General features: G+C 69.1%; 8 protein-coding genes. 4 read left to right on the plus strand and 4 right to left on the minus strand.

The genetic code is table 11. The features are described from left to right. A complete protein-coding gene (locus AC0IW9_RS05680) occupies positions 1 to 2,640 on the minus strand; it encodes a hybrid sensor histidine kinase/response regulator (RefSeq protein ID WP_471647239.1) in 2,640 nt (879 codons plus the stop codon). A 121-nt stretch (positions 2,641 to 2,761) separates the two neighbouring features. On the opposite strand from AC0IW9_RS05680, the gene AC0IW9_RS05685 reads away from it, so the two are divergent. Next, positions 2,762 to 3,577 (plus strand): substrate-binding periplasmic protein, encoded by an 816-nt coding sequence (locus AC0IW9_RS05685; RefSeq protein ID WP_471647240.1) that lies wholly within the window; start codon positions 2,762 to 2,764, stop codon positions 3,575 to 3,577. Between the two features lie 16 nt (positions 3,578 to 3,593). Here AC0IW9_RS05685 and AC0IW9_RS05690 read toward each other — a convergent pair whose 3' ends face one another. After that, complete coding sequence (locus AC0IW9_RS05690) at positions 3,594 to 3,911, minus strand: Hpt domain-containing protein (RefSeq protein ID WP_471647241.1); 318 nt, start codon at positions 3,909 to 3,911, stop codon at positions 3,594 to 3,596. Positions 3,912 to 4,332: 421 nt separating this feature from the next. Here AC0IW9_RS05690 and AC0IW9_RS05695 point away from each other — a divergent pair, with 421 nt between their 5' ends. From AC0IW9_RS05695 to AC0IW9_RS05705, 3 genes are all read left to right on the plus strand, one after another. Continuing rightward, a complete protein-coding gene (locus AC0IW9_RS05695) occupies positions 4,333 to 5,544 on the plus strand; it encodes an NADP-dependent isocitrate dehydrogenase (RefSeq protein WP_471647242.1) in 1,212 nt (403 codons plus the stop codon). Between the two features lie 72 nt (positions 5,545 to 5,616). Next, the gene (locus AC0IW9_RS05700) at positions 5,617 to 6,294 is read left to right on the plus strand and encodes a DUF599 domain-containing protein (RefSeq protein WP_471647243.1); all 678 of its coding nucleotides are present in this window, start codon (positions 5,617 to 5,619) and stop codon (positions 6,292 to 6,294) included. Between the two features lie 198 nt (positions 6,295 to 6,492). Beyond that, the gene (locus tag AC0IW9_RS05705; protein WP_471647244.1) at positions 6,493 to 8,676 is read left to right on the plus strand and encodes a peroxidase family protein; all 2,184 of its coding nucleotides are present in this window, start codon (positions 6,493 to 6,495) and stop codon (positions 8,674 to 8,676) included. 56 nt (positions 8,677 to 8,732) lie between these two features. Here the strand turns inward: AC0IW9_RS05705 and alaS are convergent, their stop codons facing one another. Together alaS and recA are read right to left on the minus strand one after the other, a co-directional pair. Next, complete coding sequence (alaS, locus tag AC0IW9_RS05710) at positions 8,733 to 11,381, minus strand: alanine--tRNA ligase (protein WP_471647245.1); 2,649 nt, start codon at positions 11,379 to 11,381, stop codon at positions 8,733 to 8,735. A gap of 128 nt (positions 11,382 to 11,509) precedes the next feature. Next, positions 11,510 to 12,562 carry a recombinase RecA gene (gene recA, locus AC0IW9_RS05715; RefSeq protein ID WP_471647246.1) on the minus strand — a complete coding sequence of 351 codons (1,053 nt, stop codon included), beginning with the start codon at positions 12,560 to 12,562 and terminating at the stop codon, positions 11,510 to 11,512. Between the last annotated feature and the right edge of the window lie 60 nt (positions 12,563 to 12,622).

The following is a 12,622-nucleotide window of genomic DNA, read 5'->3' on the forward strand; positions in this document are numbered from 1 at the left end:
TCAGGCCGGCCGGGCCGGCTCGACGACGCCGAGCATCCGCATCAGCGCCGCACGCTGCACCGGCTTGCCGAGGTACTCGTCCATGCCGGCGGCCCGGCATTGCTGCTCGAAGACCGGGCCCACCGCGGCGGTGAGGCCGATGATCCGGGTGCGGCGGTTGGGGCCGGTGCTGCGGCGGATCTGGCGGGTGGCCTCCAGCCCGTCCATCACCGGCATCTGCAGGTCCATCAGGATGGTGTCGTAGCCGAAGCGGCGGGCGGCGGAGACCGCCTCCGAGCCATCGGCCGCGACATCCACCTGGCAGCCGGCGCGCTGGAGGATGGTGCGCATCACCAGCTGGTTGGTCGCATTGTCCTCGACCAGCAGGATGCGGAGACGGGCACCCTCGGCGAATTCCGCCCCCGGGGCCGCCGCCGGGACCGTGACCGTGGCTGGGGCCGGGGCCGTGGGGCGGGCCTCCTGGCCGCCGCCGCCCAGCGCCTGGAGCACGGCATCGCGGAAGCGGGTGGGAAGCGCCGGCTTGAGCAGCACGGCATCGACCAGCCCGGGCGCCGGCGGCTCCCGCATCGCCGCGGCACCGGTGGAGCAGAGCACGATCGCCGGCCGGTCGCTGGCCGGCTCGGCCCGGATGCGGCGGGCGGCTTCCTGGCCATCCAGGCCGGGCAGTATGGCATCGAGCACCACGGCGGCGAAGGGGCGGCCGGCGGCGCGGGCTTCCTGCAGGGCGGCCAGCGCATCCTCGGCGCCCTCGGCGGCCATCGGCTCGGCCCCCAGGACCATGAGCTGGCGGGTCAGGATTTCCCGGTTCAGGGCCAGGTCGTCCACCACCAGCACCCGCCTGCCGGTCAGCGGCCGCGGATCCAGCGGTCGGGCCTCCGGGGCCTCCGCGGCCGCACCGACCAGCAGGTCGAAGCGGAAGATGCTGCCGCCGCCGGGCCGGGCGGCGGCGCCGATGGAGCCGCCCATGCCCTCCACCAGCTTGCGGCAGATGGCGAGGCCGAGGCCGGTGCCGCCGTATTTCCGGCTGATCGAGGCATCCGCCTGGGTGAAGCGTTCGAACAGCAGCGGGATCTTGGCGGGGTCGAGGCCGATGCCGGTATCGCTGACGCGGCAGGTCAGGCGCCAGTCCGCCCCGTCCCGCTCGGCCGAGAGGCCGAGTTCGATCCAGCCGCTTTCGGTGAATTTCACCGCATTGCCGACGAGGTTGAAAAGCAGCTGGCGGAACCGGCCGGGGTCGCCGACGACCCGGGACGGCATGGTGGGGGAGAGGGAGACGACGAGTTCCACCCCATTGGCGGCGGCCTTGGGGGCGAAGAGTTCGACGATGGTCGAGATCTCGGATTCGATGCCGAAGGCGACCTCCTCGCGCTCGACCATCCCGGCCTCGAGCTTGGAGAAGTCGAGGATGTCGTTCAGGACCATCAGCAGATGCTCGGCCGAGCCCTGGATGGTCTCGGCATAGCGGCGCTGGAGGGTGTCCAGCTCGGTATCCAGCAGCAGGCCGGACATGCCGATGACGCCGTTCATCGGGGTGCGGATCTCGTGGCTCATCGCCGCCAGGAAATCCTCCTTGGCACGGCCGGCGGCGACCGCCTCCTGCTCGCTGATTGCCAGCCGGGTGCCCTGGCGCTGCAGCTTCTCGGCCAGGCGGACCAGCATCCAGAGCGCGAACAGGGTGGCGACGGCCGCGGCGCCGACGCCGCCGCCGAGGATGAAGCCCAGGCTGCGCAGGGCCTCGAAGGCATCCTGGCGGGACCGGGCGACCTCCACCACGAAGGTGCCCTGGCGGGTCACGGCGAAGCTGGCGATGACCTCGGTGCCGGCCTCGTCGGTGCCCTGGAAGGTGCCGCCTTCCCGCCGCGGCAGGAAATCCCGGAAGAGCCAGGAGCCGGAATGGAGCTGGCCGATGCCGTCGAGGCTGCCGTCGGACCGGCCCAGCAATTGGCCGTTGAAGGAATGCAGCCGGACGGTGACGCCGAAGGCCTCGGCATAGCGGCGGGTCACGCCCACGAAGTAGTCCGGGTTCAGCAGGGCGACGGCGGCGCCCTCGAATTCGCCGCGCGGGTTGCGGATGGCGCGGGCGAGCGGGATGGACCAGAGCCGGGTCTCGGCGATGCTGCGGCCGCCATTGCCGAGGAAGCGCCCGGCCTCCGGCGCGCCGAGCCGGAGCGGCTGGCCGCCGAAGCGCAGCACGCGGAACCAGTCGCGCTCCCCCACCGAGAGGTCGCGCAGGCTGTCGACCGTCGCCCGGCTGACCCGGCCGGCGGCATCGGTGACCAGCAGGGCGCGGATCTGGGCGATGTCGCGGATGCGGTTGGCCATCTGGTCGGCGAAACCGGCGGGGGTGGTGCGGTCGGGCAGGCCCTCGGCCAGGTCGTTCAGCACGAGGTCGACGGTCTGGGTGGCGCGGGTGAGCTGGTCGGCCAGGGCGGCGGCGACGCTCTGGGTGAGCTTCTCGGCATCGGCCAGGGCATCCCGCTGGCCTCGTTCCAGGACTATACCGTAAATGATCGCGAGACAGGCCGCGACCAGCCCGACCGCCGCCCCGAACAGCAGCCAGGGGCGCGGCTCCGCCGGCCTGGGCGCGCCAAGGCGGAGGGAACGGCGGATGGCGGCGTCCAGCTTGGCGAGAGGGTGCATGGCAGCGTTCCTTATTGCACCATTGGTTATTATTTTCGAGATCATTGCAGGTCCGGCCTGGGGGCAATCGGGGCGGAGCCAGCCGCCCGGTCGCCCGGCCGCCAGCCAGCCGGCCCAGCCCATGCCGGCCACGCCGCCGGTTGCTGCAGCGCCGGCGGAGGTGCCGGCGGCCGTGGTGGAGCTGCCGCCCCCTCCCCCGGCGCCGCCGCCAACACCGGAGCGGCTGACGGCGATCCGCGCCCGCGGCGAGCTGGCGGTCTGCATCTGGCCGGAATACTTCGCCATCAGCTACCGCAACCCGCGCAACAGCGAGCTGGAGGGGATCGACATCGACATGGCCCGGGCGCTGGCGAACCGGCTTTCGGTCACGCTGCGCTTCGTCGAGACCAATTTCGCCGAGTTCGCCGACCGGGTGGAGAGCGGCGCCTGCGACCTGGCCATGATGGGCGTCGGCATCCTGCCGTCACGGCAGGAGCGGCTGGCCTTCACCAAGCCCTACCTGTCCAGCGCGGTCTATGCGGTGACGACGCGGGAGAGCACGCGGATCGGCGGCTGGCGGGACATCGACTCGGTCGGCACGGTGGTGGCGGTGGCGGCGGGGACGCTGATGGAGCCGCTGATGCGGCAGGTGCTGAAGCAGGCCGAGCTGCTGGTGGTGCGGCCGCCGCGGACCCGGGAGGCGGAGGTCCAGTCCGGCCGGGCCGATGTCTTCATGAGCGACTTTCCCTATACCCGGCGGATGGTGCTGATGCACGACTGGGCCCGGGTGATCGACCCGCCGGGGCGGTTCGGGGATACGCTCTATGGCTATGCCGTCGCGCGGGGTGACACCGCCTGGCTGACCGAGGTGAATGCCTTCGTCACCGCCGCCAAGGCGGATGGCACCCTGGCCCGGGCCGCGGCGCGGCACGGGCTGACCCAGATCCTGGTCTACTGACCCGGTCTGTCGATGGTCAGCTGTCGCCCTGGCCGAGGGCGACCAGGGCCTGGGCCACCTCCGCCGGCAGGAGGCGGAGGGCGCCGGTCAGGCCGGTGGGATCCTGGCGGCGGGCAGCGGATTCGACCGCCAGCAGTTGCTCGGCCAGGACGCCGAGGCCGAAATTGGCGGCAACGCCGCGGAGGGCATGCGCCTCGGCCTTCAGGGTCTCGAAGTCGCCGGATGCGGCGGCGGCGGCGATCCGGGGATGGCGTTCACGGAGCTCGTCCGCGCAGAGCGCCGCCAGCGCCGGCCCATGGCGCCGGGCGAGATAGGCGCGCGAATCCTGGGTCATGGCCGGATCCGGGCTGCGACGGAAATCGCCCTGGTTCGCCCCACCCTGGTTCGCTGCACCCTCAAGCATCGAAAGCTCCCTGGATGGCCCCATGCGGCGCCTGGCTGGCAATGGCTGCCACGACCACACCACGGCAGCGAGTGATCAGGCGGGGTCATGATGGATACGGGAAATCACGACCCAAACCATGGCACATTCCCGCAGCAGTCACCAAGCGTCAACACGTGCGACGCGATTAAACACATCGGGGCCACTACCGGCAAGTGTACCGCAATCGCAACGTCATGCCCCGCCGCGGGTGGCCGCCCCACCCCTTGCCCGCAGGGGTGCCGGGTGCGATGTTCCGCCCGCCCCAAAACCACCCTCCGCGCCCGCGCAGCGCCTCCGCAGCGCCCGGCGGCGGGAGACCACGAGGACCGGCATGGCAAAGATCCAGGTAAAGACTCCCGTCGTCGAGCTCGACGGAGACGAGATGACCCGCATCATCTGGGGGTTCATCAAGGAGAAGCTCATCCTCCCCTACCTGGACGTGGACCTGAAATACTACGACCTTGGCATCGAATACCGCGACCAGACCGACGATCAGGTGACCGTCGATGCCGCCAATGCCATCAAGCAGTATGGCGTCGGCGTGAAATGCGCGACCATCACCCCGGATGAGGCGCGCGTCGCCGAATTCGGCCTGAAGAAGATGTGGCGGAGCCCGAACGGCACGATCCGCAACATCCTCGACGGAACGATCTTCCGTGAGCCGATCATCTGCAGCAACGTGCCGCGCCTGGTGCCGCATTGGTCGAAGCCGATCGTGGTCGGCCGCCATGCCTATGGCGACATCTACCGCGCGGTCGAGATGAAGGTGCCGGGCGCCGGCAAGGTGACCATGACCTTCACGCCGGAGAATGGCGCGCCGGTCGAGATCGGCGACTTCACCTTCAAGGGCGCCGGCGCCTTCATGGGCCAGCACAACCTGAACGCCAGCATCGAGGGCTTCGCCCGCGCCAGCTTCAACTACGGCCTGGCCCGCGGCTATTCCGTGTACTTCAGCCACAAGAACACCATCCTCAAGGCCTACGACGGCAACTTCAAGGACATCTTCAAGTCCATCTTCGACGCCGAATTCGCCGACCGCTTCAAGGCGAAGGGCCTGGTCTACGAGGACCGGCTGATCGACGACATGGTCGCCTCCGCCCTGAAGTGGGAAGGCGGCTACATCTGGGCCTGCAAGAACTACGACGGCGACGTGCAGTCCGACATCGTGGCGCAGGGCTTCGGCTCGCTCGGCCTGATGACCTCGGTGCTGCTCTCCCCGGATGGCAACACGGTCGAGTCGGAAGCGGCGCATGGCACCGTGACCCGGCACTACCGCGAGCACCAGAAAGGGCGGGAGACCTCGACCAACCCGATCGCCTCGATCTTCGCCTGGACCCGCGGCCTGGCCTACCGGGGCAAGTTCGACAATACCCCGGACGTCACCGCCTTCGCCGAGGCGCTGGAGAAGGTCTGCGTCGAGACCGTCGAGAGCGGCTCGATGACCAAGGACCTGGCGATCCTGATCGCCAAGGACCAGCCCTACCTCAGCACCCAGGCCTTCCTGGCGAAGCTGGACGAGAACCTGCAGAAGGCGATGGCCTGAGCCATCCGACTGCGGCAGAGACACGGGGCGGGTCCTTCGGGGCCCGCCCCTTTTTTATGTCAGGCGGCTGCCATGGAATCGCTCTCCCTTTTCGACTGGATCGCGCTGGGCGTCTTCGCCGGCTGCTGGATCGGCTACTCGACGCTGGTCGACCGGCTCCCGGCGCTGCACCGGCGCAGCGTCATCGCCGCGATGGACGAGCACCGGCGGCGCTGGATGCAGACCATGGTGACGCGGGACAACCGCATCATGGATACGCAGATCATCGGCAACCTGATGAACAGCACTTCCTTCCTGGCCAATACCGCCATCTTCATCCTGGGCGGCCTGGTGGCGATGCTGGGCAGCCCGGAACTGGGGGCGCGGGTCTTCGGCGCCCTGCCCTTCGCCACCCCGCCGGGGCTGGCGCTGTGGGAGATGAAGATCGCACTGCTGCTGCTGATCTTCGTGCGGGCCTTCTTCGAGCTGACCTGGGCGCTGCGCCAGTTCAACTACTGCTCCATCGTGATGGGCGGCATCTCGCACGACCCAACGGCGGCGGGCCGCGAGGCGCATGCCGAGATCGCCGCCAAGGTGGCCAACCGGGCGGCCGGGCATTTCAACAGCGGGCTGCGCGCCTACTACTTCGGGCTGGCCGCCCTGGCCTGGATCCTCCATCCGCTGGCCCTCGTCCTGGCGAGCCTGCTGGTATTGCGCGAGTTGTACCGGCGCGAATTCCGCTCCGTGGTGCGGGATGCGCTGCAGAGTTGATTGATCGCAACGGATTTCCCGCACTGATATTGATACGGAAACGAGACCTGCTCGATTGAACAGCTATTCATTGATGCCTTCTATACTTGAATTCACCGATCCGTTATTGAAAAATTCTCAGGTAAGTTACTTTCCCGTCACCGAACGATCAGGTACCAGTCTGCTACTGATAATCGGTTGCAGTAAGGACGCGCGCTGATGGAGTTCCGATCGATCGACGGGTCAGGCAACAACCTGGCCGACCCGGGCACCAACATGGCCGGGACGGATTTCATCCGGATCGGCGAGGCCCATTATGCCGACGGCATCTCGGTCCCGCTCGGCGGGCCCAATCCGCGCACCATCAGCAACCTCGTCGTCGGCGAGGGCGATGCGGTGGTTGCCAATACCGCGGGGCTCTCGGGCATGATGTATGCCTGGGGCCAGTTCATCGACCACGACCTGACGCGCTCGACCGGCGACGGCAAGAATTCCATCAGCATCACGGTGCCGAACGGCGACCCGATCTATGCCGACGGCACCTTCATCCCCCTCACCCGGGCGATCCAGGACCCGACGACCGGTGCCGGGACCGGGACCCCGGCCATCGCCGTGAATGCCAACACCGGCTGGCTCGACGGCTCCATGGTCTATGGCTCGACCACGACCGTCGCCGCGGCGCTGCGGCTGGCGGATGGGCACATGGCGACCTCGGAGGGGGCCAACCTGCCGATGGTCAACGGCGGCTCCTTCGCCGGCGACGTGCGGGTGATGGAGAATCCCTCGCTGACCGCGCTGCAGACCATCTTCGTGCGCGAGCACAATTACCAAGTGGACCGCCTGGCCGCGGCGGATCCCTCGCTGACCGGCGACCAGCTCTATGACCTGGCGCGGGCCATCGTCACCGCCGAGATCGCGCATATCACCTACAACGAGTTCCTGCCGAAGCTGCTCGGGGCCGATGCCCTGCCCGCCTATGCCGGCTACGACGAAACGGTGGATGCGACGCTCAGCGTGGAGTTCACCGGCGCCGCCTATCGCTGGGGCCATTCCACCGTCTCGGCCGAGACCGAGCGCAAGGACGAGCAGGGCAATGTCACCGGCCCGGCGCTGACCCTGCGCGACACCTTCTTCCTGACGCCGGAGGCCTTCGCCGCGGATGGCGGCGCGGATGGCTTCCTGCGGCATCTCGGCTCCGACCGGTCGCAGGCGATGGATGCCCGCATCGTCGAGGACCTGCGCAGCTTCCTCTTTGATCCGCCGGTCGGCCAGGACCTGGCGGCGATCAACATCCAGCGCGGCCGCGACCTCGGGCTCGGGACGCTGAACCAGACGCGGGAATCGCTGGGCCTCGAGGCCTATACCGATTTCGCCCAGATCACCTCGGATCCCGGGACGCTGGCCGGGCTGCGGGCGGCCTATGCCTCGGTCGCCGAGGTCGATCTCTGGACCGGCGGGCTGGCGGAGCAGGCGAAGGGGAATTCCTTCCTCGGCGAGACCTTCTCCCGCATCGTCGGCGACCAGTTCGAGGCGCTGCGCGACGGCGACCGCTTCTGGTACCAGAACCAGGGTTTCGATGCGAAGACGCTGGACCAGATCGAGCATACCAGCCTGAGCGACATCATCCTGCGCACCACGGATACGCAGTACCTGCAGGGCGACATGTTCACCTACTACGAGCGCCATGCCCCGGATGCGGCGCCCGAGACGCCGGACTCACCGCAGCTGATCGTCGGCGGTGCGACGGACGAGGTGCTGATCGGCGGCGACCATGACGACATCCTGGCCGGCCGCGGCGGCGCGGATACGATGTATGGCGGGGCCGGCAACGACACCTACCATGTCGACAGCACCTACGACCTGGTGATCGAGGCCGCCGGCGGCGCCGATACCATCGTCTCCACCGCCAACTGGTTCTGGGACGTCTACTCGGTCGCCGAGCGGATGGTGATCGCCGAGGGCGCCGCCGATCCGGAGGGTGCCGGCACGACCGCCATCGGCTCGATCTTCGACAACATGATGATCGGCAACTCCGGCACGAACATCCTGTTTGGCCGGGGCGGCTCGGATACCTACCGGGCCGGCGACGGGATCGACTACATCTCGCTCTCGACCCTGGGCGTGCCGGATTCCGATGGCTATGTCGCCAATGGCTGCAACACCATCATCGTCGATCCGCGGACGACCGGTGCCTTCTCCTACGACATCATCTTCGAGTTCGAGACCGGGCACGACCGGATCGATGTCACGAACTTCCACTATGCCTCGGCCGAGGAGGTCCTGGCGCGCGGCGTGGATGACGGCCAGGGCAACAGTTACTTCATCCTCGGCGACGGGCTCGACTACGTCTATCTCATCGGGGTCGAGCGCGCCTCGGTGACCGCCGAGGATTTCGTGATCTGAGGGAAGGCCCTGGCCGGCATTCAGCCGGCCAAGAGGAGGAAGAACCTGGCCGGCACTCAGCCGGCCAGGGCGCCCCGGACCGCATCCAGCGCGGCATCGGCCAGGGCGGCATCCGGGCCGCCGGCCTGGGCCATCTCCGGCCGGCCGCCGCCGCCCTTGCCGCCGGCCGCGGCGCTGGCGGCGCGCACCAGCGGCACGGCATCGACCTTGCCGCGGGCGGCCTCGCCGATGCCGACGACGATGCTGGCCTTGCCCTCCGCGGTGGAGACCAGCGCGACGACATCGGTGGCGCCGCCCTTCAGGATGGCCTCGGCCACGCCCTTCAGGTCGCGCGGCGGCATGTCGCCGAGGTTGCGCAGCGCCACGCGCCAGGCGCCGATGACCTCGGATTCTGTGGCGGCGCCGCCGGTCGCCAGCTTCTTGCGCAGCTCGGTCACCTCGCGTTCCAGCCGGCGGCGGTCCTCCAGCAGCGCGGTGACGCGGGCCGGGACCTCGGCGGCGGGGCTGCGGAGGATGAGCGCGGCTTCGGTCAGGCGGCGGGCCTGGTCCTCGATGAGCGCCAGGGCGGCCTCGCCGGTGACCGCCTCGACCCGGCGGACGCCGGCGGAGACGGCGCCTTCCGAGACGATCTTGAACAGGCCGATGTCGCCGGTGCGGCGGACATGGGTGCCGCCGCAGAGCTCCAGCGAATAGACGCCGTGCTTCTCGGTGGCCGAGGGGTCGTGGCCCATGCCGATGACCCGGACCTCGTCGCCGTATTTCTCGCCGAACAGGGCCATGGCGCCGACGCCGACCGCCTGTTCCGGGGTCATCAGCCGGGTGGTGACCTCGGCATTCTCGCGGATGCGGGCATTCACCTCGGACTCGGTCCAGGCGAGGTCGGCCTCGGTCATCGGCGTCGGCTGGGAGACGTCGAAGCGCAGCCGGTCCGGGGCGTTCAGCGAGCCCTTCTGTGCCACATGGGTGCCGAGGCGGCGGCGCAGCGCCTCATGCAGCAGGTGGGTGGCGCTGTGATGGGCGCGGATGGCGCCGCGGCGGATGTGGTCGACCTCGGCCTGGACGGCCATGCCGAGCTTCGCCTCGCCATGCGCGACGGTGCCGAAATGGACGAAGAGGTCGCCCAGCTTCTTCTGCGTGTCGCGGACCGTGATGCGGCAGGCGTCGCCGGCCGAGATCTGCCCGGCATCGCCGACCTGGCCGCCGCTTTCGGCGTAGAAGGGCGTCTGGTTGAGGATGACGGCGACCTCGGCGCCGACCGGGGCGCTGTCCACGGCCTGGCCATCGCGGATGATGGCGAGGATCTCGCCCTCCGCCGTCTCGGTGCTGTAGCCGAGGAATTCGGTGGCGCCGAGCTTCTCCTTCAGGTCGAACCAGACGGCATCGGTCGCCGCCTCGCCGCTGCCGGCCCAGGCGGAGCGGGCGCGGCGCTTCTGCTCGGCCATGGCGGCGTCGAAGCCCGCGGTATCGACGGCGCGGCCCTCGGCGCGGAGCGCATCCTGCGTCAGGTCGAGCGGGAAGCCGTAGGTGTCATAGAGGCGGAAGGCGACGTCGCCCGGCAGGGTGGCGCGGTCGCCGAGCTTCGCCGTCTCCTCCGCCAGCAGGCCGAGGCCGCGTTCCAGCAGGCTGCGGAAGCGGGTCTCCTCCAGCTTGAAGGTTTCGGTCACCAGCGCCTCGGCGCGGATGATCTCGGGATAGGCGCCGCCCATCTGGCGGATCAGCGCCGGGACCAGGCGATGCAGCAGCGGCTCGCGCGAGCCCATCATATGGGCGTGGCGCATGGCGCGGCGGAGGATGCGGCGAAGCACGTAGCCGCGGCCCTCGTTCGAGGGCAGCACGCCATCGGCCATGAGGAAGGTGCCGGCGCGCAGGTGGTCGGCGACGACGCGGTGGCTGGTGCGCCAGGGGCCGTCCGGGTCCTGGCCGGTCGCCTCGGCACTGGCGAGGATCAGGGCGCGGAGGGTGTCGGTGTCGTAGTTGTCGTGCTTGCCCTGGAGGATGGCGGCGAAGCGCTCGAGGCCCATGCCGGTGTCGATCGAGGGGCGCGGCAGGCCGACGCGGGTACCGGGCGGCCCCTCCTCGTACTGCATGAAGACCAGGTTCCAGATCTCGATGAAGCGGTCGCCGTCCTCGTCCGGGGAGCCGGGGGGGCCGCCGGGGATATGGTCGCCGTGGTCGTAGAAGATCTCGGAACAGGGGCCGCAGGGGCCGGTATCGCCCATGCGCCAGAAATTGTCGGCGGTCGGGATGCGGATGATGCGGCTGTCGGGCAGGCCGGCGATCTTCTTCCAGAAGACCGGCGCCTCCTCGTCCTCCGAATAGACGGTGACCAGCAGCTTGTCCTTGGCGAGGCCGAAATCGCGGGTCAGCAACTCCCAGGCATGGCCGATCGCCTGTTCCTTGAAGTAGTCGCCGAAGGAGAAATTCCCCAGCATCTCGAAGAAGGTGTGGTGGCGGGCGGTGTAGCCGACGTTGTCCAGGTCGTTGTGCTTGCCGCCGGCGCGGACGCATTTCTGCGCCGTGGTGGCCCGCACGTAGGGACGCTTTTCCTGGCCGGTGAAGACGTTCTTGAACTGGACCATGCCGCTATTGGCGAACATCAGCGTCGGGTCGTTGCGCGGGACCAGCGGCGAGCTTTCGACCACCTGATGGCCGTTGCGGCCGAAGTAGCCGAGGAACGTCGCGCGGATATCGTTGCTGCTGGTCATCGCCGGTCCTGTCTGCCCCTTGGCCGGGCAGACACGGTAGGGGGCCGGGGACGGAACACGTCCCTCCCCGGCCCTACCGGCTGACGCCCATGGCCTTCCAGCCTCCTACCGCGCGCGACGGGAGGCGTCTACTCGGCGGCGGCGGCCTCGTCCTCGCTGCCGCCGTCGCTCTCGCCCACCAGCATCGCATTGGCGACGATGCCGGCCTGGGCGCGGACCTTGGCCTCGATGGAATGGGCCATCGCCGGGTTGTCCCGCAGGAACTGCTTGGCGTTCTCGCGGCCCTGGCCGATGCGCTGGCCCTCGGCGCTGAACCAGGCGCCGGACTTCTCGACCACGCCGGCCTTGACGCCGAGGTCAACCAGCTCGCCGACCTTGGAGACGCCCTCGCCGTACATGATGTCGAATTCCACCTGGCGGAAGGGCGGGGCCATCTTGTTCTTGACGACCTTCACCCGGGTCTGGTTGCCGACCACGCTCTCCCGGTCCTTGATCGCGCCGATGCGGCGGATCTCGAGCCGGATGGAGGCGTAGAACTTCAGCGCATTGCCGCCGGTGGTGGTCTCCGGGTTGCCGAACATGACGCCGATCTTCAGCCGGATCTGGTTCAGGAAGACCAGCAGGCAGTTGGAGCGGGAAACGCTGCCGGTCAGCTTGCGCAGGGCCTGGGACATGAGCCGGGCATGCAGGCCGACATGGCTGTCGCCCATCTCGCCCTCGAGCTCGGCGCGAGGGACCAGCGCCGCGACGCTATCGACCACCAGCACGTCGATCGCACCCGAGCGGACCAGCGTGTCGCAGATCTCGAGCGCCTGCTCGCCGGCATCCGGCTGGCTGATCAGCATGTTGTCGATATCGACGCCGAGCTTCTTGGCATAGCCGGGGTCGAGCGCGTGCTCGGCGTCGATGAAGGCGCAGGTGCCGCCCTTCTTCTGGGCTTCCGCGATGATGTGCAGCGCCAGCGTGGTCTTGCCCGAGCTTTCCGGGCCATAGATCTCGATGATGCGGCCCTTCGGCACGCCGCCGATGCCGAGCGCGATGTCGAGCCCGAGCGAGCCGGAGGAAACGACCTCGATCTCGCCATCCTGCGCCTGACGGGCGCCCATCTTCATGATGGAGCCCTTGCCGAAAGCCCGCTCGATCTGGCTGAGCGCGGCGTCGAGCGCCTTTCCCTTGTCCATTTTGGCTATCCCTGGCTACTGGCCCTAGCGACTGGCCTGATGCTGGCTCGATCCGAGGTC

The organism is Belnapia sp. AC561, from assembly GCF_979252845.1.

Bases quoted from the DNA above. Each gene is read 5' to 3' on its own strand.
- AC0IW9_RS05700 (WP_471647243.1), top strand. From the start codon at position 5,617: ATGGAATCGCTCTCCCTTTTCGACTGGATCGCGCTGGGCGTCTTCGCC.
- recA (WP_471647246.1), bottom strand. From the start codon at position 12,562: ATGGACAAGGGAAAGGCGCTCGACGCCGCGCTCAGCCAGATCGAGCGG.
- AC0IW9_RS05705 (WP_471647244.1), top strand. From the start codon at position 6,493: ATGGAGTTCCGATCGATCGACGGGTCAGGCAACAACCTGGCCGACCCG.
- AC0IW9_RS05695 (WP_471647242.1), top strand. From the start codon at position 4,333: ATGGCAAAGATCCAGGTAAAGACTCCCGTCGTCGAGCTCGACGGAGAC.
- AC0IW9_RS05685 (WP_471647240.1), top strand. From the start codon at position 2,762: ATGCCGGCCACGCCGCCGGTTGCTGCAGCGCCGGCGGAGGTGCCGGCG.
- alaS (WP_471647245.1), bottom strand. From the start codon at position 11,381: ATGACCAGCAGCAACGATATCCGCGCGACGTTCCTCGGCTACTTCGGC.
- AC0IW9_RS05690 (WP_471647241.1), bottom strand. From the start codon at position 3,911: ATGACCCAGGATTCGCGCGCCTATCTCGCCCGGCGCCATGGGCCGGCG.
- AC0IW9_RS05680 (WP_471647239.1), bottom strand. From the start codon at position 2,640: ATGCACCCTCTCGCCAAGCTGGACGCCGCCATCCGCCGTTCCCTCCGC.